Genomic DNA, 21,712 nt, shown 5'->3' on the forward strand with positions numbered 1-21,712 from the left:
GCAATATGTCATGCATACAGGCACTCCATCGGGTCAGACTGAGAAGAGTTGAATTCCGGCGCAGGGGGGAGCGGGAAGGCTGCCAGAACGGCTTCGGTCGCCTGCACCACGTCGCCCACCGCATGGCTGTCGTCGAGCCAGGGGACGTCCTGCGCCAGAGCCGAGATGATCGCGCCCGGCAGCCCTTCGGGCATGGCACCCGAGAGCCGGGCGGCCTGTCGCCCTGCCATCGCTTCCAGCGCCACCAGAGGCTCAAGAAGCGTGCATTGCAGCCGCAGCGCGCGGGCAATGGACGGCAGATAGCTGGCCTCGTCCTCAAAGCCGTTGGCGACGGGAACCTGATAAAGCGAGGCCGGGGTGGACTCCCGCAGGATGGATGTCGCCAGATCGGCAGCGAGCTTGGTCGCGGCGCCAAACGCGACCTGCCGCCCTGGTTCGAACGTCAGATTGCGCGAGAGACCGGACAGGTCATTGCGGCACAGCGCCAGAATGCGTCCTAGGACGCCCCGGACGTAATGGCACAGGGCCAGCACGAAAGCCTGCGCGTCCAGTGCCAGGGACAGAGGGAGCGAGGCTCCCGATGTGAGGGCCCTCCCGTCCAGCAGGATCGGATTGTCGTCGCAATGGCTAAAACTGTAGGCGAGGGACGTTTCCACCCGCTCCAGCGCCGACAGAAACGCGCCACCAATCTGCGGCATGCAGCGGAAGCTTAGCGGGTCCTGAAGGTTCCTCCGTGGCGTCCAGCCACCGTCCCCGCTGACGCGTTCGAGAAAACGGGCGATCCGCTGTTCCGTTGGCATTCCCGTTCGCCGGGCGGCTTCCCAGGGAATCCGGAACGCTCCGAACCCGGCACAGGACACCGTATACACCCCGAGCCAGAGCGGCAGCCGTGCCCGGACTTCCGCCACGATCAGTGCAACCCCTGCCACGCCGAGCGCATTGCTCGACAGCACGGTCATCATGTCCTTGGGTCCGGGCACGAGAGGTGCGATTCCGGATTCTTCAAGCAGGGCGGCGGTTGCCCGCTGCGTTCCATCGGGCCCGAAAGCCTCGCCCTCGCCCATCAGGACTGCACCCACATGCCCCATCAGACCCACATCCGCACAGCCGATGGAGCCGTATTCCGGAACCACCGGCGTGATGCCGGTGTTGAGCAGACGTGCCAGCGCCCGGGCCAGATCCGGGCTCGCACCCGTATGGCCGCTCAGGATGCCATTCAGCCGGATCGCCATGGCGGCCCGGACGGTGCGGACCGGCAGCGGTGCTCCCATGCCAAGCTGATGCGAGCGCATGAGGCGCAATGTATGATGTGGACGATCTTCCGGTGTCACCACGGCGTCCTTGAAGGCGCCGACCATGCTGGTCGTTCCGTAGACACCGTCGCCACGCGCCAGTGCGTCACCAAGTGCGGTCTGGCCTGCACGAACCTGCTCCAGACCAGCGTCCGAAAGCCTGACCTGTCTGCCATCCGCAATGCGGACCAGATCGGCGAGCGGCAGGGTTCTGCCCGTCAGTGTGATGTCGTTCACAACCGCTCTCCCTTCCGTGATCCTGCCCTGACTGTCCCATCATCCGGGGTGTCACGCGTTATGCTTTCTGTTGCATGTCCCATAGCTTTATCCGGCTGGAAGTGGTCGCCGGTCTGACGCCACAAAGGTGCGCAGAGGGCCAGTCCGGTCGGGAGTGCCGCGAGCAGGACATAGAGTGCCGGAGAGGGCACCCCATGCCAGTCCGGTCCCAGAAATGTCAGGACCATGGGAGCAAAGCCACCGAAGATGGCTGCTGCGATATTGTAGGGCGCCGCGATCCCGGTTGCGCGTACTGCGGGCGCGAACAGACTGGCCAATCCTGCGGGAGCGGCTCCGGCAAAAAGCCCGACCGTCCCGAACAGGACCATCATGACCAGGGTGATGACGAGCGGATGGCTGAACGCTCCAGCCAGCAGCAGGAGCGGCGCCGGAGCCAGTATCACGGCCAGCATTCCATAGAACATGACATTGCGCGCGCCGTATCGGTCGGCCACTCGTCCTGAAAGCAGTGAGGTGATCACCAGCACAATATTCGCGGTCAGATAGGCTGCATAGCTGACATGGGAAGAAACGCCGAAGGCAGTCTGCATGTAAAGTGGCAGGTAAATCACCAACGCATATGGGGCGGCAGTCCAAAGGACCGAAATTCCGAATGTGATGCCCAGAGATGGCCGGTACTGCTTTAGCAGGGTTTTCAGGACCGGTGTTTCTGACTGACGCGGGATCGTCGCGGCCCCGGAAAAAGCGGGCGCGCGCCGCAGGAACAGTCCCAGGGGAACGATCAGAAGCCCGAGAACAAAGGGCAGCCGCCATCCCCAGGCAGTCATCTGTGCCGGGTCGAGCCACAGTGTGGCAAGGGTCGCGACCATGGCGCCCAGAATGTTGGACAGGCCCATCGTTGCCTGAAGAAACGATGCTGTCATACTCCGGCTACCCGCCGCCGCCTGCTCCGTCAGGAAAGCCGCGGCGCCCCCGATCTCGCCTCCTGCCGACAGGCCCTGAAGCACGCGCGCCACGCAGATGATGACGATGGACAGGCGCCCTCCTGTGTCATAAGGCGGGTCACAGACGATCATGAGCGTTCCGATCCCCATCAGAAGACAGGTCATCGTGAGCGCTGCCCCCCGTCCGTTCCGGTCTGCAAAGCGCCCGATCAGGATGGCGCCGAGGGGACGGACCACAGCTCCGAGCCCGAAGACCATCAGGCTCTGGGCCAGCTGGGAAAAGCTGTCGGAACTGTGGAAGATGGAAGCGGCGATATAGCGCGCGAACAGCGCGTAGACCGCGAAATCGTACCATTCCAGAAGATTGCCCACGCAGGCCGCTGCAATCAGCCGCCTGCGTATCGTCCTGTTCTCAGAAATGGGCACTGACGGTTCCGAAGAACTGACGTGGCGCACCCATCAGGAAGTAGTTGTATCCGGTATTGACGAAATTGTTGCCAAGCTCGTTGGTTGTCGAAACATAGGTCTTGTTGGCAAGATTGTAGATGTTCAGGCTTGCCGTCAGTCCCTTGAGGACGCTGATATTGCCGAAATTGTAGCGTGCCCCGAAATTGGCGAGGAAATAGCCTGGAACGTGCAGGTCGTTCGTGTAGGTCAGCTGTCGGCTCGACAGGTAAGTCCCATCGACATGCACCTCAAAGCCGCCGATGCGGTAGGTGATGTTTCCCTTGTACATGAACTGCGGATAGTTCGGCACGAGCTTGCCGCGTGTCGCCTCCACACCGGATGCGGTCGTGACATCCTGATCGTAGGTGGAGTGGGCGTAGGAGAACGAGTTGTAGATCGACAGCCCGTCGACCGGCCGGATCGTGACGCTTGCTTCCGCACCGTTCGTTGTCACCCCGCCCACGTTCTCGACCGCCGTGATCGGGTTGATGCCCGACTGGCTGTTGATCAGCTGAAGACGGTTGGAGAAGTTGATCCGGTACAGGGAGGCCAGGGCGCTGAGGAACGGCGTCGTGTAGCGGTATCCCCCTTCATAGACCCAGTCGGTTTCGGGGCGCAGCGTGTTCTTCGTGCTCTGGAAAGCGCTCTGCGAGGACGTCCAGGGCGTTGCGGAGACGTTGGTGCCGTATCCGTCTTCGGGGAAGGAGCGCATGTTGTGCGAGACGTCGAAGAACAGTTCATGATGCGGCAGGAAGCGCCAGTTGGCCGAAACCTGCGGCAGGAACGCGTTGGAGGCCTCAAGCCGTCCCTGCGCGATCTGCGTGCCGTTGATGGCGAGGCTCTGCGTTGGAACGCTGTTCCCGGCATTGACGATCATGGACTTGAAGCCCGCATTGACTGTCAGGTTCTTCGTAATGCGGTAGGTGTCCTGAAGGTGGAACACGAACGTATTGGTTGAGAAGGCTTCCTGCCAGGGTTGGGCAAAAACCTTGCTGGTTGGAAAGCCAGTCGTCGGATTGCCAAGCGTGCCCTGTCCCAGAACCGGGGCCTCGGTGAAATAGCGGCTCTCGTCGAAATTGCCGTATTCGTACCAGACGCCGGCGTTGATCGTATGGCGCGCAATTTTGTAGGTCAGCGCGGTCTGGAAGCCGCCGCGTGCGATTTCCGGCGTCTGAATGCGCTGTGAGAGCGGCGCGCCATTCGGGGACGGCATGTAAGGTGTGGTCCAGGTGCTGTAGCCGGTATCTGCGTGACCGTAGAGCGTGGTCTTCCAGTTCAGCCGGTCGGTGAAGTTCTCGTCCAGCGTCAGGCCGCCCAGATAATCGACGCGGTTGGCCGTGCCGGCATAATAGGCTGCGTCATACGGATCGTTGGTTTTCTGAAGCGCCGGGCGATAGATGCCCTGCGCTGCCTGATAGGCCGCTGTATAATCCGGATAGTAGTTCGCAAGGTTCGGACCGACCGTATGCAGGTAATTCATGGTCATGTCCTGGTAGTCGAACTGCTGTGTCGAGCTCCAGTCGAAGAAGGCCTTGATGGAGGATCCCCGAGCCAGCGGCTGGACGATCTTTGCATTCACCTGATCGGAATAATCGTAGCCGCCCCCCTTCCACAGGTTCATGTTCGTGCGGGCATAGGCCACGTAGAAGCGCGTTCCGGTCTTGTTGAGGTCGCCGCTGTCCAGCCGCACATAGGTGCGCATCGCGGAATTGCTGCCGAAGGTCTGGCTGACCGTGCCACCACGCTTGTGGGCGGGGTCGAGGGAATGGATCTGGATCGCGCCGCCCAGATTGCTGGTGGAGGCCACGTCGATCGCACCGGCGCCCTGTGAGACGTCCACGCCCCCGACATCATCGGAGATGATCGAGCGCGTCACGCTCAGGCCATTGTAGTTGTTGAACTGCTGGTCGCCGAGCGGAATGTCGTCAAGCGTAAAGCCGAGCTGGGACTGGCTGAAACCGCGCATGAAGATCTGGCTCGAATATTCATAGGCTCCGAACGGATCGGCGGACTGGTAAACGACGCCGGGCAGCTGGCTCAGGACCTTGAGCGGCGAGGTTCCCGGTGCGCTCTGCTGCATCATGCTGTGCGTGATGCTGGTCATCTGGCGTGTGGAGCCATGACCGAAGACGGTAATCGCTTCGTCCTGTCCGAGAATCCGGGGTTCCTTTTTCGCCGGCACCTTTCTGGAAGTTTTCGGAGCCACGGAAGCATGTGGCGTTCCGGATGACGCTTCCGGTGCCTTGCCGGGTGTGTCGGCTGCCCTGGCCGGACTGGGAACAAGTCCCAGAAAGAGCGCGGGAACCATTGCCACGCCACTGAGGACGGTTGAAAGCGTGAGAGCCTGTCGCGTGATCATTTGATCGTTCCTTGGTTTGCCGGATCCGGCAGGGAGAAAGGGGACACGGAGAAAGGAGCGTGGCGGTCGGATGCATCCGTTTCACGAAGTCCGAACTGATAGATGGCGGCGCAGGTCAGCCCAACGCCGCAGGCAACAAGCATCGAAGGTGCGAAGGATCCGAAATGATCCACCATGATGCCGGTCATGACAGGGGCCAGCGCGCCACCAAGCGAGCCACCCGTGTTCTGGATCGCCTCAAGCGTCGCAACGCGATGCTCTGCGGCAATGACGGTTCCGAGCGTCCATCCCGCGCTCATGGCGACCCCGCCCGCGAACAGGGCGGCGGCCATGAAGACCATCGAGATGCTCAGTCCGGTATCAAGCGCGGTCAGCCCGGTCATGACGGCTGCCACCACCATCGAGATCACGAGGGGACGGCGGCAGGCGTCCAGCCGCCCCATGCCCCGCGCCATCAGACGGTCTGAAAGCACCCCGCCCGTCAGGTTGCCGGCAAAACCGCAGATCTGGGGAAGAGCCGAGAGCAGCCCGGCCTGTGTGGCGGTAAGATGATAGGCGGACTGAAGCCATGCCGGCAGCCAGGTCGCATACAGCCAGGTCAGGTAAATGATACCTGCAAAACCGGCGGTCACGATCCAGCTGGAACGCTGGCGCAGGAGATATCCCAGATCGTCGCGCAGGATGGAGGGCGGCGGCGACGGGGCGGACGCCGTGCGCGTCGGATCGCGGTAATAGAGCACCCAGAGCAGCCCGAGCAGCAGGCTGAGGATGCCAATGCTGACGGACATGCCGCGCCATCCCTGGAATGCCATGATGGTCAGAAGCAGGGGAGGAGCAAGCGCTGGCCCGAGGGCCGCCGAGCCGTTGAAAAGCCCGATGACCGTTCCTCTTTCCGCAGGCGGGAACCAGCGTACGAGCACGCGTGTCCCCGCCAGGAAAAGAGGGGACTCACCCATCCCAAGCAGGATCCGGCACACGAACAGCCCCGCCACGCCCTGCATCAGTCCGAAGCCGATCTGTGCACAGGACCACAGGCACAGACCGGCCCCGAGCAGCATCCGTCCTCCCAGACGATCCGCCAGAAGTCCTGCGGGAATCTGGCTGACGAGATAGGCCCAGGCGAAGACGGACAGCAGCCAGCCCATGCCGGTGTAGGACATGTGCATGCTGGACATGATGGCGGTGTTGCCGATGGAGAGGGCTGCGCGATCGATGTAGCTGATGCAGCCTGCCATCACGAGCAGGGAGACGCTCAGACGTCGCCGCCAGCCCGGAATGGCCGGAATGACTGTCATGCTGCGGATTTCCGTGGACGACCATTCTCCGCGCCAGAGCGCCGGCGATTTTCCAGCAGGCAGGATTTCAGGCGTTCGATGCTGGCGGGGTTTGAATGGGTCTTCTTCCAGATCAGGCGCGTGGTCATGCGATAGCGCGCGGGCAGCGGCAGGGAGTCCACGTCCTGCGACCGGAAAGATCCGGCCGGCATGATGGCGCAGCAGGTTCCGTCAATGACGAGCCGCAGCATGAGGGAAAGCGACTGTGTTTCAAAAAGGGATGCAGGAACCGTCCCGGAGTGTTGCAGGAACTGGTCGGTCAGGCGTCGCAACCCCGTGCCGAAGGCTGGTATGGCCAGGGTCTCCCCTTCGATCAGGCTCGTGAGCGTAGAACCGGCCGGCGCGCGATCCCGACTGAAAACGAGATGCAGTCCGGATGTCTCCAGATCCATGTGATCAAGATTTGGAGGAATATCCAGGAGGTCGGTCAGGCCTGCATCATAGACGTCTCCCAGCAGACCTTCGACCATGGTCGGCGCCGCCAGTGTGGAGACTGTCAGGGTGGGTTGATAGCGGCGTTCACGCCACAGACGGACAAGCCTGGCCAGTGTCAGCGTAAGGGAACTGTCACTGCTGGAAGGCATCATGGAGGCCAGTCGCAGTGTCCGGAACTGGCGAAAATAGCTGAAATTCTCGTCTCTCATGATACTGCGATAGATCTGGTCCGCTCGCTGGCAGCCTTCCATCAGCATCCGGGCAGCCGGAACAAGCCGCACTCCGAAAGGAGAGCGTATCAGCAGCTCACGGTTCAGGATTGTTTCCAGCTTCCGGATCTGACGGGAGAGAGTGGGTTGCGAGATGGACAACTTGCGGGCCGCCTTTGCGACGCTGCCCAATTCGCAGACGGTCAGGAAATACCCGATCATGCGAAGCGTCAGGCCGGTTTGAAGCAGAGCCCTGAGCTCGGGAAGTGTCGGCGATTCCGTTGAGGAGAAAGACGTATTTTCAGCAAGCGAGACGAATGTGCTGCTCCAGAGCAGCAGCGCTGTGGCGGATCGATACAGGCTCTGGCCGCAAGCGGTTGGAACCGCTTCAGGATGCCGACGCTTGGATGTGCGCAGGAGGAGTGGAGATTCCATGGACTGTTCAAGGGTCAGAACAGCATGATTGACCGTGGAAGAACTCACCCCCAGAGCTTGTGCTGCCTGTGCCGGAGATCCGGTATCAATCAGAGCCACAAAATATGTAAGCGCTGTAAGTTCCATGGAGGACCGGTCTCGCAAAAGCATGCTGTATAGAACTATTATATTTAGTTCTATACGAGAATTAACTAACGGAATTGTATGAGAACACTGTCGTCACGGCACTGCAATAAAAAAGTGCCAAGATGCATATCTTGTGCAAAACAAAGCATACCCTATTCAGACGGCGGCATTTGAGAGCATTTTCAGAAAACCGTGAGGGGCTTTACTGACAGGATTGTCTCTGTTCCGGGGGGCTTTCTGTCCAGGGTCAGTGTTGTGAAGGATACGTCAGACATTGGCCACGGTTCAGGCGTGGGAGAAAATACCACATGATGAATGTCAGGTTATCCAGCCTGAAACCGGTGGGTTGGCGAAGTGGATACAGACAATGGCCTGCTCTTTCCCTGTCGTCTTCGGAGAGCAAATGCGTGAAGGGGCCATCGTGTCCGAAGGTTCACGGCAGATCATCGTGCCAGCCTGCCATCCAGGAACGTGAGGCGCTCTGAATGCTGCGTTACCTGCTGTATGCGAATACTTGTGCCAGATATTGCAGGATCGGTCACAGAAGCTGCGTCTGAGGTTCAATATTTCCAGCGTGGTTCTGTACAAGCGGCTTTATGGTGCAGAACGTTCGTCCGAACCTGTGCGTAATCGCCACGAAGTTGGGCACTTTGCTGCAACGCATCATTGCCATGTGAAAAAATCCCGTTCGACCTAATTGTCCACTTTTTGAGTGGGGCTTTTCTACATCAGCGAGGCTGACCACCGCTTCAACCGGTGGCTGGCCGAAGAAAGTTACCGCCATCCCCTCAATCGCCTGGCGGTTCCACTGTGCAATCATCGTCTGATGCCCGTTGTCGTTCGATGCCAACGTCGCCAGCACCTGTTCTCCCTGGGCCGCTGTAGCATTTGCCCATAAACCTGTTCTCTCTCAGGTCGGATTATAGCTTATGCTGTTGCCCGAGGCTTCTGGGGAAAAAGGGCCGCGGACGATTCATCTGGGTATCCGTCAGCCAATACAGGTTTCTCGTGTTCAGCCTCCTTACAAAGTCTGGATCAAAATTGTATCGAAAAATCAATGAATTATGAACCTAGGAATTTTTGTGGCTGGTTTCCATTCTGTTTTTGCCCGGGAATAGTTTGGAGCAGTGTCTGCGTGTAAGGAGAGGCAGGCTTTCTGAAAATCTGTTCCGCATCACCGTATTCCTCCTGTTTCCCATACCGGATAATGGAAAGCGTATCGGCAATCTGCCTGACAACGGCCAGATCGTGAGAAACGAACACGAATGTCAGGTCGAGTTCTTTCTGCAATTCGGACAGAAGCTCCAGAATCCGGGCCTGCACTGTTACGTCCAGTGCGGAGACGAATTCATCCAGAACAAGGATGTCAGGTTGGGCCGCCAATGCGCGCGCCAGGGCAACGCGCTGGCACTGGCCACCGGATATTTCCGACGGATACCGCTCCAGAAGATGCAATGGCAGATGCACGCGTTCCAGAAGCTCATGAAGACGTGTCTGGCGCCAGGCCTGGCCTTCAGGAAAATAATTGCGCAGAGGCTCTTCAATGATCCGGCGGATTGTCAGCCGTGGATCCAGGGAACTCCAGGGGTTCTGGTAAACGAGTTGCATGTTCCGCAGACGCTGGCGGCGTTCTGCGGATGTTTCGGAGAAGATGTCTTTGCCGTTGACATGAACTGAGCCGGATTGTGGAGATATGAGGCCCATCAGGCATCGCAGGAGCGTCGTCTTGCCGGAGCCTGACTCTCCAATAATACCGTGCGTCGTTCCGGGCTGTACGTCGAATGAGAGGTGGCTGACAGCAGTTTGTGACCCGTAGGCGACTGTAAGATCTTTAACCTGAATGGCCGGCCGCATGCCTGAAACAAAGCGAGCGGGTGTTGCCGGACGTGAGTGGAAAGCAGGAGAATCCGCAAGCAGCTTTCTGGTATAGGAAGACCGGGGACTCTCAAACAGAGAGCGGGTCGTGTTCTGCTCTGCGATCCGGCCGTGCTGCAGGACGATCATGTCGTGTGCGCGATCCCGTGCAACGGCCAGGTCATGCGTGATCATCAGCACGGAGGATCCGCTTTCTTCCCGCAGGCGGTCAAGCAGGTCCAGGATCTGGCTCTGAATGGTGACGTCCAGTGCGCTTGTCGGCTCATCGGCAATGAGGAGCGCAGGGGCAAGCGCCACGGCAATAGCAATCAGCACGCGCTGTTTCATGCCGCCGGATAGCTCATGCGGGAACTGTGAAAAGCGACGTTCGGGTTCGGAAAAGCCGACATGCTCCAGCAGGTGAAGGACGTGTCCGCGTCTTTCCGCCCGGCTCTGGGAGGTATGAAGACGGAGTACCTCCTCAATCTGCCTGCCAACGGGAAGACGCGGATCAAGCGAACTGGAAGGATCCTGCGGAATAAAGCCGATCTGGCGGCCGCGAATGGTATTCAGGCCGCGTGGTGTCGCGTCCGTAAGGGAGATGCCGTTCAGGGTGATGGTGCCGTGCGTAAGGCGGGCGCTGGGTGGCAGCAGTTGGATGATCGCTTTGGCGATGGTTGATTTCCCAGACCCGGATTCCCCGATCAGCGCCATCGTCCGGCCGGGAAATGTCTGCAAGGAGATATTTTCCACGGCCGGTTTCCCGTCATAGGAAATGCCAAGGTGACTGATATCGAGAACAGGATGCTGCGTGTTCATGGCTGATCCTCTCTCGGGCGTGTCATAGCGTGGCTCAGGCGGTTTGTGGCGAATGCGACGGTCAGCAGGGCCAGACCTGGAAATGTGGTCATCCACCAGGCGGTCGCCAGATAGTCGCGTCCTTCCGCAATCATCAGTCCCCATTCCGGCGTTGGAGGGGGCGCGCCATAGCCGAGAAAGCCGAGAGTAGCGAGGGAGAGGATCGCCATGCTGTAGCGCAGGACAGTCAGTCCCAGAACCGGGCGAAACGCATTGGGAAGGATGTGCCACCAGATCATGCCCCCAAACCCCGTTCCCGACAGGCGCGCGGCCTCGATATAGGGCATGGCGCGGAGACTGCGGACCAGGTTGCGGATGATCCGTGCAAAGCTTGCGGTCTGGCTGATGCCAACGGCCAGGGCGGCATGGAGGGGGCCGAAACCCGTCAGGATCACGACGGTCAGCGCCAGAAGAAGTTCCGGAATGGAGAGAAGTACGTCGATGACGCCTGAGAGAGCCCCGTCCACAACCGGCGCGGACAGGGCTGCCAGGCCGCCGATGAAAGCGCCGAGAACCACGCCCGTCAGGGTTGCCAGAAGCGCCGCGGGCAGCGTTTCCCGTGCTCCATAGATGATACGCGTCAGAACATCGCGGCCGAGCTGATCTGTTCCGAACCAGTGTGCCCAGTCAGGGGCCAGAAGATGGTCCTTTGCAACGCCTGTCGTGGGATCGCTGTGGGTCAGGGCGGACGGGAACAGGATGGCCAGCCCGAAAACGGCAAGAACCCCGATGGACAGGACGCTTTCCGGGCCGAGGGGGGCGAAACGCTTCATGATCCGGATTTTTCCTTCCATGCCGCTGAGGAACGCAGGCTCGGATTGATCAGGGGAATCAGGAGGTCAACCGCCAGATTGGCGGCCACGAAGCCTGTGGCGCCGATCATGACAACAGCCTGCAGGACCGCGACATCCTGTCCGGATACGGCGTCGCGGGTCAGGCGCCCCAGTCCGTTCAGTCCGAAGATGGTTTCCGTCACGATGGCTCCGGCAATCAGTTCACCGAAGGAAAGACCGGCCATCGTCAGACACGGTGTGACGGAATTGGGCAGGATATGCCGGAAGAAGACAGATTCCTGACTGGCCCCCTTGGTGCGGATTGCCATGACGAAGGGCAGTCTTTCGGTTTCCTCGATCTGTTGGAGCAGGAGTTTGGCCTGGGGAGCTGCGATCGGCAGGCTGACGGCAAGGGCGGGAAGAATGATTCCTTCCCAGGGGCCTACGCCCACAACAGGCAGAAGACGAAGTTTAAAGGACAGGATCTGGATGATGAATATCCCCGACCAGTACAGCGGGATTGCACTCCAGAATCCGGGAATCGCCTGAAAAGCCTGACGCAGCGGGCGAGCCGGAAGAAGGCTGGCGCCTGTGGCGATCAGGAGCGTCCAGACAAGCGAAAGGATGAAACCCACCACGGCCAGACGCAGGGTGACGGGCAATGCGGCTGCGATCAGGGTCCGGACAGGCACGCCGAGCTGGACGGAATACCCGAAATCTCCGTGAAGCATCCGCAGGATGGTATGGCAATACTGGAGCACGGGGCTTGAAGAGCCGCTGTAGAGAACGCGCATGGCTTCGATCTGATCGGGAGAGAGGCCAAGCTCGGGATCCATGAACCGGACCATGACGGCATCGCCGGGCATCATCTGCAGCAGGAAGAACGTCACCGTAAAAGCCCCCCACAGGATCAGGATGGCGCGGATGAACTGTATGCCGGCATGACGGAAACTGCTCATGGGCGGTTCAATTCCACATTCTGAAAGACGGGTCTTCCAACGGCCTCGAACCCGAGACCCGTCAGCCTGGGAGAGGAGGCATAAACCTGCGGTTCCTCGAAAAGCGGGATGTCATAAGCCTTGTCGATCAGGTATTCCTGCACCGCAACGACCTGTTTCAGACGTTCGGCGCGATCGGTTTGGGAGGCGATATCGAGCAGCATTGCGTTCAGGGTCTCGTCCTGAAAATGCTGCACCTTGCTGCTTTGCCCACCCTTCTGGAGAAGGGCATCCCGGTTTCTGGGGAAGAACTCGCTTTTCAGTACATCAGGATCTGCCCGTCCGACTTCTGAAACAGTCAGAGGGGTTCTCTGCGGATCAAGGTTGTCGAGCAATACACCCGCGGCCGAGCCGGACATGATATCGAGTTCGACACCCAGCCGTCGCCATTGCTGCGCCACGAGCTCGAGCATCGTCTTGTCTTGCGGGTGAGGGAGGGAGATATGGATTCCCAGACGCAGAGGGTGGCCGTTTTTGTAGCGTAGGCCGTCTTCGCCGCGTTTCCATCCGGCGCTGTCGAGCAGTTGACCGGCAAGACCCGGATCAAACTTCAGTTTCTCCGAAAGATCGACAAATCCGGCGGCTTTCGACGACAGCACGGAACGTGCCAGCGGATAGTTCTCCGAATAGAGAACAGAGACGATTTCCTGTCGGTCCGTTCCGTGCAAAAGGGCCTTGCGAACGCGGATATCCGCCACAAGAGGATTATCGGGACGAAAGGCGATGCCCGTGTTTACACCACGGGTCGAGGGCGCATGGAGACTGTATCCGGCATGTCTGATCTGCTCTTCGTCATATGCTTCGACCTGACGGATGATATCTGCCTGACCGGCCAGAAGGGCGCCGACGCGAATGCTGTCTTCAGGCACGACCAGAATCTTGATCTGGTCCATCTTTGCCCGCGCCGGGCGGTTCTCCGGACCCCAGATGTAGTCCTTGCGGGCAGAAAGGACGACTTCCTTGCCTGGAATATCTGCCGAGACGATGAAGGGTCCGGAGCCGATGATGTTGGTGGCCGTTCCCAGTTCGTCGAAAGAGTGATGCAGGGTGCCGGATGAGACGATCCCCGATCCCAGAACGGAGGTGGCCTGCAGGAAGCCGGGCGCGGGTTGGGTGAAGTGAAACCTTACGGTGAGGGGATCAATGACCTCCGCGCGATCAAAATTGCTGATCGCCTCTGAAACAGGAAAATGCAGCGCCGGATTGCCTTTTCCATAGGTCTGGTAATTCAGGGCTACGGCCCGCGCGTCAAGCGGCGATCCATCCGAGAACGTGACACCGGGACGGATATGGAACGTGTATTCCGTATCATCCTCGTTCATGGACCAGTCCGTTGCCAGCCATGGCCTGATTTCCAGCGTCTGGGGGTCCTGCCAGGTCAGACGGTCGGTAATCTGGCTCAGAATTCCACCATTGGGATAAAATCCTCCAGCGGGAGGATAAAGGTTCGTATGCTCCTGCGGGTCCAGATACGTGATGGTTCCGTCCTGGGAATGACCTTTTGCGCCGGATATGGAAAGCGCGCAGGCTAGGACAAACAGACCTGCGGGCAGCGACCGGAAAGGTGAGGCAGCGGGAACCGGCATTTTTACCTTCGGAATGATGAGGTCGCAGGCAGAAAGAGGTTTATAATTAACAAAAAATATTCGTGTTAATTGGGAATATGCTATCTTGAAATGATAATTATGGACAGGGGTTGGCTACGGAATCAGAAAAATTTCCTGTCTGTTTCAGATGCGCCACGCTCCTTTTATGCCTTGTTGGGGAACGAAATCCTTAGATTTGTGCGGAATTTTAAAAAACTAAAAATAATAGTAGTAGTTAATTAATAACTTGCGAAAAAGTTTTTTATGTATCAGGACTTCTTACAGACTTTTCTGTCTGGTGATTCGAGCCTGACATAACATCATTATTGGTAGTGAAATAGAGATGCTGTACAGACGGAGTTATGATCGCCTGCAGTATGCAGGCTTACGCCCTGTGACGTTTGCTACCACCCTGCTTCTGTCCCTGGGCATGGCGCCTCTGGCTGCTGCATCGGATGGGGCAAAACCAACCGATGGTGAAGCGGCGGTCCGGAAAAGTCACAAGGAAAGTCGCAGGACTGCTGACGTGACGCAGGCGCGCCCTGAAAGTCGTGTGTCCGTGCGCCAGACGCTTTCTGGAGTGGAATTGCATCCCGTTCGCGCCAGGGATGTAGAAGATCATGGATCTGTGGAACAGGTCGTGGCCAGGGGAAGCCGGGAGAATGTTGCCTCCGCGTTTCGGGTCTCCACGCCGACGAAAAGTACGGTGCGGGTTGCGACCGTTACGGGTGCGCAGCTTCTGCAGACCGGGCAGACCAATGTCATTGCTGCGCTGCAGCAGACATCCCCGGAGTTGAACGCGCCACCGGGCGGGGGCGGGGGTGCCTATTCCACGACCCCGACCCAGACTGTCATCCTGAGGAACCTGAATGCCGATGAAACTCTCGTTCTGGTCAATGGCGTCCGGCGTCATATCAGCGCCATCGGAAACTGGGGAGACGGCCCTGCGAAGGGAACCCAGCCGGCGGATCTGAGTCTGATTCCCCTCAGTGCAATCGATCATATCGAAATCATTACGGAAGGCGCCACGGCTCTTTACGGGCAGGATGCCATCGGGGGCGCCATTAATATTGTTCTTAAATCCGGTGCCAGAAATGGCGGCACCGTCAATCTCATGAACAGTGGATATTACGCTGGGGATGGCCAGGCCGTTGAGGCTTATGGTGACATTGAACGCAGGATTGGCAATCAGGGTGGTGGTATCGATATCGCCTGGCAGGTTCTGAACCAGCTTCCCAGTCATCGTGATGCCCTGAATACAGCCAATCTCTATTCCCTGCCGCAGGATGCGGAGATGCAGCGTCGCGTCGGGCAGGACGTCAATCGCGTCGAAGGTGTCAGTAAATCTCTTGCGGAAGTGTTCAGCTTCAACGGGCATATCCCCATTACGGATCAGGTGGAGGGCTATGCGACCGGAACGCTGGCGCATCGTTCGACGGATCGTGTCGGGTTTTTCCGTGGTCCGGCCAACAACAATACGACACGCGAGCTTTATCCGAACGGATATTCTCCAATCGAAACATTTGATGAGCTGGATTTTCAGGTCAATGGTGGTCTGCGTGGCGTCCTTCGCGAAGGGCTGGCCTGGAACACGTATGTTTCCTTCGGCCGTGAACGGGTGAACGAAGATGTTGAAAATGATGAGAACCCGACATTTGGCGTTGATAGTCAGACAAGTTTCCATCAGGGCCAGCTTATTTCATCCGAGCTGATCGGCGGGGCGAAGTTCTCGAAGAAATTCGATATTCCCCGTCTCGCCAAACCTGCGGAGCTGAATTTTGGCCTTGAGTACCGGCACGATACCTATCAGATCGGCCAGGGTGACTATCAGTCCTGGGCGACCGGGCCCGTGCTTGTCGGGCAGACGGGTGTCCAGCCAAGCTCCGGTGCAGCGGGGTATGCCGGGTTCGAACCCCAGAATGCCGGCAACTGGTCACGGGATATTTTCGACGGGCACGTTGGACTGGATCTGTTCCTGACGCAAAAATGGGAAATGACGATCGGGGGGCGGGCTGTCAGCTATTCCGACAAGGGAGCAGCGCCGACCGGCTCTATCGGGATGCGGTATAATTTCAGCAAGCGTTTTGCGCTGCGTGCCAGTGTCAACACGGGTTATCGCGCGCCCACTCTGGGCGCCGTTCATTACAATGCAACATCTACCGGTCCGGGGCAGGTGACGGAGAATCTTTCGTCATTCGACCCGGTGGCCAGGCTTCTGGGTGCTACGGGCGTTAAAGGTGAGACATCCCGCAGTTATGATATCGGGTTCGACTGGTCTCCGCTCGATGCGCTTCATCTCTCGCTGGATGGCTATCGCATCGATATCAATGACCGGATCGAAAGCACCACGGAGTTTTCCGGAACCCAGATGAACGAATTCCTTTACGCCCAGGGCATTACCAGCAGCCCGACGGACAGGATATTCGTCAATTACATGACCAATATCGGCAATACGACAACCAACGGTTTTACGGCCAAGCTGAGCTATCAGTTTCCGCTCGCGCCGCGTTGGGGTGTGCTGATCGGAAGTGTGCAGGCCAACGTGGCTGATACGGAAGTCACCCGCTACGCTGCCACACCCGCGGTTCTGCAGCAGTTGGGGCAAACGTATTACGACAGCCTCTCGCGCAACAATCTCCTGCGGGCTTCTCCCAAGAACAAGGAGTCCTTTGCCCTGAACTGGTCCAAGGGACGGTATGATGTGTATGTGCAGGAACAGCGTTATGCCGGGGTTGAATGGATCAACTACAGCGGTGACCCGTCCTCGACCTGGACGCATATCCGCCCGCAGGTTCAGACCAACATTGCGTTCAGTGCACGGGTTGGGCACGGTTTTACCCTGACTGCGGGGGCCAACAACCTGTTCAACAAATTTCCGACCCGGGTGAAGGAGAGCACACTCTCCGAAACCCAGGGAACCATCAAGTATCCGATGACCGCTCCTGGTGGATATGAAGGCGGATATTACTATGCGAAGGTTGGATATGTCTTTTGATTGCCCCTTTCATTTAATTCTTTTGAGGATGAACTGATGACCGAAGGATTTTCCTTTGAATCGGACCCGCCTCAGGACCTGATCGACTCTGTCGTTGGGATCGGGGCAGGATCATGGCTTGATACTCTGAGGCGTGGCCGCAGTGTCCTGCGAGATAATGCCCAGCAAAGCGCCGCGCTTCTTCTCCATCCGGAGCGGGACGAGGGCTTTTCAAGAACGGAGCGCCTGGCCGTCGCGTCATTTGTCGCGGGACTGCATGGGGAACAGGACATTTACCGCCTGTATCTGAACCTTCTGGAAAGGAGCGGGGATGGCGATGCTCTCCCCGCGGCCATCAGGCAGTTCGTGCGTGATGGCAGGACAAGGGGGCCTTACGGGGCTTACCCGCAGGGGACACTATCCACGGAAGATCTCAATGGTCTTGTGTTCGATGTTTCTGCTGCGGAGATCGGGACGCGACTGTCTGCCGCTCTGAAGCATGCGCATCTTCTTGTGTATCATCCGCGCGATGCGTCAGCCGGCGCACTTGAGGCCCTGCAGGAAACAGGATGGAGCGAAACGGCCATCGTGACGCTGTCCCAGCTCGTTTCGTTTCTCACTTTTCAGGTCAGGATCATTCATGGCCTGACAGTTCTGCGCCATGCCGGTCCCGCCGTGGGGCAGGGTCTTCCGGAGAGCACATCATGAGCGTTACCCCTCAGAATGCATCACGTCCGGATAACCGGGAACCTGCCCGTTTCACCACAGCCCTTCTGGACTGGCACCCCTGGCTTCCGCCGCTTGAAGAAAGCGAACTGACGGAAGTTCATTATGACGGGCTGGTGGATCGTGCCCGCGCCAAGTCCCCGTATTTCATGCTGCTGGCCCGTGATCCGCAGGTTCTCGGCGCGCGGACCCGTAGTGACAGGGATATCTTTTACAACACGGACGGTGGACTTCCGCGCAGGGAGCGCGAACTCGCGGCAACGGCTGTTTCACGTTTCAATGGCTGCATTTACTGCGCGTCTGTTCATGCCCGTTTCAGCGAACGGCAGGGAGGCTCATCCGAGGCTCTGGCCGTTTTGCTCGCAACCGGAAGCCTGCCGGTGGATGCGACGGAGGCATGGCTGCTTGTCGCGGAAGTGGCCCGCCAGATCTCGGAAACGCCCGTTGGTTTTTCAGATGTTCATGTGCGTGTTCTGCGTCAGGCCGGTTTTAATGATGCGGAGATTCTTGATCTGATCAACGCGTCCTCGTTTTTCAACTGGGCGAACCGGCTGATGCTGTCTCTGGGGTATCCGACCCTTCCGGTGGAAAAACAGGACTAAGATTTCCTTCGTGGAAGAAGGCATTATTGCGGACGCATGGAAAAATACTGCATCGTGCGCCCGGCCTTGTTGGGAACAGATTGAAAGTGATTTCGACCGTGTTACGAAAACAGTTCGGATTCTTTACACGTCTTCTGGATGCCGTCCCGGCCAGCCAGCGTTACGCCCTGGCGCTTGAACAGATCAGGGCCGCAGAGACTTACGGTTTCAAGAGCGCCTGGGTGGCGCAGCATCACTTTCATGGAGATGAGGGGGGACTCCCGTCTCCTTTTCCTTTTCTGTCCTATGTTGCGGCGAATACGTCCCGTATTCGTCTGGGTACAGGCGTAGTCACTCTCGTGATGGAAGATCCCGTGCGCGTGGCCGAAGATGCGATCGTGACCGACATCCTGTCGCAGGGGCGGCTGGAAGTCGGGTTCGGTTCAGGGGGAACGCCAGCGTCCTATCTGGCATTCGGGAAGCGTTTCGAGGATCGTCACGCAACATTCAACCGTCATCTGGAGACGGTCAAATCTGCCTGGAAAGGCGCAGAACTTGCCGGCGGGAACCATCTCTGGCCTCAAGGGACGGGACTGGAAAAGCGGAGCTGGCAGGCGACATTTTCCGCCTTTGGCGGGAAAAAGGCGGGAGAAGACAGTGATGGCCTGCTGCTGTCCCGGACGCAGCCACGCTCTGCCGCCCGGCCGGATGCCAGCCTGTCGGATCTTCAGTTGCCGATCGTCGAGGCCTATCTTGAAGCGCTGCCATCGGGGCAGGCCCCCCGGATACTCGCTTCACGCTCGGTTTTCGTTGCAGACGACCGCGAAGAAGCTCGGCAACTGGCCGGGAAAGGACTGTTGCGGCAGGTGAAAAAGTTCAGGGCCGCCGGGCATACGATTGACGATACCAACATCGATACCCTGATCCGGACGTTTGATGTTCATCTGGGAACGCCGGCCGATGTTCTGGACTCCCTGTCAAAGGACAGAACGCTCGATCATGCTACTGAGATCGCCATACAGGTTCATTCCGTCGATCCGGAACACCGCTTCATTCTTCGCTCGCTGGAGCTCTTTGCTACTCAGGTTGCGCCTCAATTGTAGATGGAAAGCGTGAAGACCCTTTGATGTCGTGGTTGCCCGATTTCATGGCCTCGCGAATGACGAGAGAATGACTCTCTGGGCATCTTCCGCTCTGCTTTCGCGGTAGTTCGAGGAAGTGTCTGAAGGCCGGGGGTAAAAGAACCCCCGGCGGTCGGGTCAGGCCGGAGGCTGGGACTGCATGACGAAGTGCAGTTCGCCACCTGCCAGCACGTCCTGCTGTCGCAAGAACGGGGTGGTGAGAGGCTGGCCGTTGAGCGTCATCTGACCGACATAGGGATGGGCATCGTCCAGATTGTCAGCCGTGACCGTAAAGTCATGGCCGTTGCCCAGATGCATGACGGCGTGTGAAACGAAAGGACGGCCGATCGCATATTCCTGGCTGGCGGGCGCAACCGGATAAAAGCCCATCGCAGTGAACAGATACCATGCCGACATCTGGCCAAGGTCGTCATTGCCCGCCAGCCCGTCCGGACGAAGGGCATACTGCGTCTGCATGATCTGCGTCAGGCGCTGCTGGGTTTTCCATGGAGCACCCGCATAGTCATACAGATAGGCGACATGATGATCCGGTTCGTTGCCATGGGCGTACCAGCCGATCAGACCGCTGATATCCTCGACATTTCTGAAAATTGCGGGATCGACCTTGGCGTCGAACAGCTCGTCGATCCGGGCGGTGAACTTCTCCCGTCCGCCCATGACCTTGATGAGGGCCGGGATATTCTGCGGCACATACCATGAATACTGCCATGCATTGCCTTCGGTGTAGTCGCTTCCATAGGCTGCGGCGGCAGGAGTGAAGGGTGTGTGGAAGTCCCCCGACGACAGGCGGGCGCGCATGAATCCCGTCTGAGGATCCCACACTTTCCGCCAGTTGTCGGAACGTTTTTCGAATGTCCGTGCCACGTCTGTCTTGCCCATCGCGCGTGCCATGCGGGCAAGCGCCCAGTCGTCATACGCGTATTCCAGCGTCTTGGATGCGCCTTCAGGTTCCTTATCGATCGGGACGTAACCGATCTTCATGTAATCGGTCAGATCACCATAGGGACCATAGGTCGCACTGCGGATCATGCCCTTGAGCGCGGCCTCGGCATCAAAGCCCCGCACACCTGCCAGATACGCATCCGCAATGACCGGCACCGCGTGATAGCCGATCATGCACCACGTCTCGAGCCCCTGATAGGCCCAGATTGGCAGAAGGCCGAACGGACTGGTCTGCTGGGAGGCGATGAGCGAGCGGATGAAATGTGAGCTCATATCCGGACGCAGAATGGCCAGAAGCGGCTGCTGCGCGCGATAGACGTCCCACATCGACCAGGTGGAGTAGAACTCGAATCCGTCCGCCCGGTGACGCTGATAATCCGGTCCGGTGAAATCGCCGTTCGCATCCATGCTGAGCGTCGGAGCAAGCATGACATGATAGAGCGCGGTATAGAACTGCGTCCGCTGATCCGGCGTACCCTGCATGTCGATGACCGAAAGGGCCTTGTTCCATGCTTCGAGAGCCGCATTGCGCTGGGCGTCGAAGTTCCAGTCCTGTCCTTCGCCATCAAGATTGGCAATGGCGTTTTCTTCACTGACCGGTGAGATGGATGTCTTCACCAGAAGCGGCTCTTTCAGCTTCCCGAAATCGAACACGCCTTCCAGTTCCCGGCCGTTCTGCGCTTCATGATCGATGGGATGGTTCCCCGGACCGCCAAAGCCGCGATAGGCCACTTTCGTCTCGCGATCATAGAGCGTGCGCCCGACCATTGGCCTGGAGAAGTGCATGGCAAAGCACAGCGTGCGCCCCGGTGCCCAGCCCCGTGTCGTCCGGCAGCCCGAAACCGTCCCATCGGCCGAGACATGCAGGCGCGCCCATAGCACCTTGCCTGGATAGTCATAGATGCTCGGCCGCAGATCCAGCAGCAGATGCGCGGGTTTTCCCTTGGGGAAGGTATAGCGGTGCCAGCCCACCCGGCGGGAGGCGGTCAGTTCGGCACGGATCCTGTAATCATCGAGCGTCACTGCGTAATAGCCCGGCTTCTCGATCTCCGTGGCGTGGCGGAAGCGCGAGCGATATCCGCTTTCCGGTACGGCAGCGTCTCCCGGCTCCAGCCGGACATCCCCGGAAATCGGCATCACCAGCACGTCACCGAGGTCAGAATGGCCCGCGCCCGAAAAATGCGTGTGTGAGAAGCCCATGATCGTCGGGTCATCATACTGATAGCCCGCCGCCCAGGCATAGGAATGATGAAAATCCGTCATCGCCGTATCGGGCGAAAGCTGGATCATCCCGAATGGTACGGTCGCGCCGGGATAGGTGTGTCCTGCCCCCCCGGTTCCGATCCGTGGGTCCACGGCGGAGGCGGGAGAGGCATCCGCAGGAACCATGGCCGGTGCTGCCATGGCGAGAGGAGCGGTCCCGGACAGCAGGGTCACGACCAGAAAACTTCGGGCTAATC

The 21,712-nt window shown here is 58.9% G+C and carries 14 protein-coding genes and 1 pseudogene; 4 read left to right on the forward strand and 11 right to left on the reverse strand.

All coding sequences use genetic code 11. The features are described 5' to 3' along the window. Nucleotides 1–8 precede the first annotated feature (8 nt). The 10 genes and pseudogenes from HKD31_RS12345 to HKD31_RS12390 form a co-directional block, all read right to left on the reverse strand. Nucleotides 9–1,529 carry an aromatic amino acid lyase gene (locus tag HKD31_RS12345; protein ID WP_194265263.1) on the reverse strand — a complete coding sequence of 507 codons (1,521 nt, stop codon included), beginning with the start codon at nt 1,527–1,529 and terminating at the stop codon, nt 9–11. Beyond that, entirely contained in the window at nt 1,526–2,899 is a 1,374-nt protein-coding gene (locus HKD31_RS12350) for an MFS transporter (protein ID WP_194265262.1), read from the reverse strand. Before HKD31_RS12350 ends, HKD31_RS12345 begins: the two co-directional genes overlap by 4 nt. Continuing rightward, on the reverse strand, nt 2,886–5,279 hold the full coding sequence (locus HKD31_RS12355; protein WP_194265261.1) for a TonB-dependent receptor: 2,394 nt from the start codon (nt 5,277–5,279) through the stop codon (nt 2,886–2,888). Before HKD31_RS12355 ends, HKD31_RS12350 begins: the two co-directional genes overlap by 14 nt. Further along, a complete protein-coding gene (locus tag HKD31_RS12360) occupies nt 5,276–6,574 on the reverse strand; it encodes an MFS transporter (RefSeq protein ID WP_194265260.1) in 1,299 nt (432 codons plus the stop codon). The genes HKD31_RS12355 and HKD31_RS12360 overlap by 4 nt, the downstream gene beginning before the upstream one ends. Next, nucleotides 6,571–7,818 carry a LysR family transcriptional regulator gene (locus HKD31_RS12365; protein WP_062495524.1) on the reverse strand — a complete coding sequence of 416 codons (1,248 nt, stop codon included), beginning with the start codon at nt 7,816–7,818 and terminating at the stop codon, nt 6,571–6,573. The genes HKD31_RS12360 and HKD31_RS12365 overlap by 4 nt, the downstream gene beginning before the upstream one ends. Before the next feature lie 672 nt (nt 7,819–8,490). After that, nucleotides 8,491–8,698, reverse strand: a pseudogene (locus HKD31_RS16095) (IS3 family transposase); the annotation flags it as partial. Nucleotides 8,699–8,880: 182 nt separating this feature from the next. Further along, nucleotides 8,881–10,491, reverse strand: coding sequence for a dipeptide ABC transporter ATP-binding protein (locus tag HKD31_RS12375; protein WP_194265258.1), 1,611 nt, complete (start codon nt 10,489–10,491; stop codon nt 8,881–8,883). Then, entirely contained in the window at nt 10,488–11,303 is an 816-nt protein-coding gene (locus HKD31_RS12380) for an ABC transporter permease (protein ID WP_194265257.1), read from the reverse strand. The genes HKD31_RS12375 and HKD31_RS12380 overlap by 4 nt, the downstream gene beginning before the upstream one ends. After that, nucleotides 11,300–12,262 carry an ABC transporter permease gene (locus tag HKD31_RS12385; RefSeq protein WP_194265256.1) on the reverse strand — a complete coding sequence of 321 codons (963 nt, stop codon included), beginning with the start codon at nt 12,260–12,262 and terminating at the stop codon, nt 11,300–11,302. Before HKD31_RS12385 ends, HKD31_RS12380 begins: the two co-directional genes overlap by 4 nt. Next, complete coding sequence (locus HKD31_RS12390) at nt 12,259–13,887, reverse strand: TIGR04028 family ABC transporter substrate-binding protein (protein ID WP_062495516.1); 1,629 nt, start codon at nt 13,885–13,887, stop codon at nt 12,259–12,261. Before HKD31_RS12390 ends, HKD31_RS12385 begins: the two co-directional genes overlap by 4 nt. A gap of 394 nt (nt 13,888–14,281) precedes the next feature. On the opposite strand from HKD31_RS12390, the gene HKD31_RS12395 reads away from it, so the two are divergent. The 4 genes from HKD31_RS12395 (at nt 14,282) to HKD31_RS12410 (ending at nt 19,271) form a co-directional block, all read left to right on the forward strand. Beyond that, nucleotides 14,282–16,882: a TonB-dependent receptor plug domain-containing protein gene (locus HKD31_RS12395; protein ID WP_338085576.1), complete on the forward strand. Its 2,601-nt coding sequence runs from the start codon at nt 14,282–14,284 to the stop codon at nt 16,880–16,882. A gap of 36 nt (nt 16,883–16,918) precedes the next feature. Continuing rightward, the gene (locus HKD31_RS12400; protein WP_194265255.1) at nt 16,919–17,569 is read left to right on the forward strand and encodes a CMD domain protein; all 651 of its coding nucleotides are present in this window, start codon (nt 16,919–16,921) and stop codon (nt 17,567–17,569) included. Next, complete coding sequence (locus HKD31_RS12405; protein WP_062495512.1) at nt 17,566–18,189, forward strand: alkylhydroperoxidase domain protein; 624 nt, start codon at nt 17,566–17,568, stop codon at nt 18,187–18,189. The genes HKD31_RS12400 and HKD31_RS12405 overlap by 4 nt, the downstream gene beginning before the upstream one ends. A gap of 86 nt (nt 18,190–18,275) precedes the next feature. Next, the gene (locus HKD31_RS12410) at nt 18,276–19,271 is read left to right on the forward strand and encodes a putative FMN-dependent luciferase-like monooxygenase (RefSeq protein WP_338085577.1); all 996 of its coding nucleotides are present in this window, start codon (nt 18,276–18,278) and stop codon (nt 19,269–19,271) included. A 156-nt stretch (nt 19,272–19,427) separates the two neighbouring features. Here HKD31_RS12410 and HKD31_RS12415 read toward each other — a convergent pair whose 3' ends face one another. Next, nucleotides 19,428–21,689 carry a GH92 family glycosyl hydrolase gene (locus HKD31_RS12415; RefSeq protein WP_338085578.1) on the reverse strand — a complete coding sequence of 754 codons (2,262 nt, stop codon included), beginning with the start codon at nt 21,687–21,689 and terminating at the stop codon, nt 19,428–19,430. Between the last annotated feature and the right edge of the window lie 23 nt (nt 21,690–21,712).

This window comes from Gluconobacter potus (assembly GCF_015244705.1).
In the GTDB taxonomy this organism is placed as follows: domain Bacteria; phylum Pseudomonadota; class Alphaproteobacteria; order Acetobacterales; family Acetobacteraceae; genus Gluconobacter; species Gluconobacter potus.

Excerpts from the sequence above, each read along its gene's own strand:
- HKD31_RS12355 (WP_194265261.1), bottom strand. The coding sequence starts at position 5,279 with ATGATCACGCGACAGGCTCTCACGCTTTCAACCGTCCTCAGTGGCGTG.
- HKD31_RS12360 (WP_194265260.1), bottom strand. The coding sequence starts at position 6,574 with ATGACAGTCATTCCGGCCATTCCGGGCTGGCGGCGACGTCTGAGCGTC.
- HKD31_RS12365 (WP_062495524.1), bottom strand. The coding sequence starts at position 7,818 with ATGGAACTTACAGCGCTTACATATTTTGTGGCTCTGATTGATACCGGA.
- HKD31_RS12375 (WP_194265258.1), bottom strand. The coding sequence starts at position 10,491 with ATGAACACGCAGCATCCTGTTCTCGATATCAGTCACCTTGGCATTTCC.
- HKD31_RS12380 (WP_194265257.1), bottom strand. The coding sequence starts at position 11,303 with ATGAAGCGTTTCGCCCCCCTCGGCCCGGAAAGCGTCCTGTCCATCGGG.
- HKD31_RS12385 (WP_194265256.1), bottom strand. The coding sequence starts at position 12,262 with ATGAGCAGTTTCCGTCATGCCGGCATACAGTTCATCCGCGCCATCCTG.
- HKD31_RS12390 (WP_062495516.1), bottom strand. The coding sequence starts at position 13,887 with ATGCCGGTTCCCGCTGCCTCACCTTTCCGGTCGCTGCCCGCAGGTCTG.
- HKD31_RS12400 (WP_194265255.1), top strand. The coding sequence starts at position 16,919 with ATGACCGAAGGATTTTCCTTTGAATCGGACCCGCCTCAGGACCTGATC.
- HKD31_RS12405 (WP_062495512.1), top strand. The coding sequence starts at position 17,566 with ATGAGCGTTACCCCTCAGAATGCATCACGTCCGGATAACCGGGAACCT.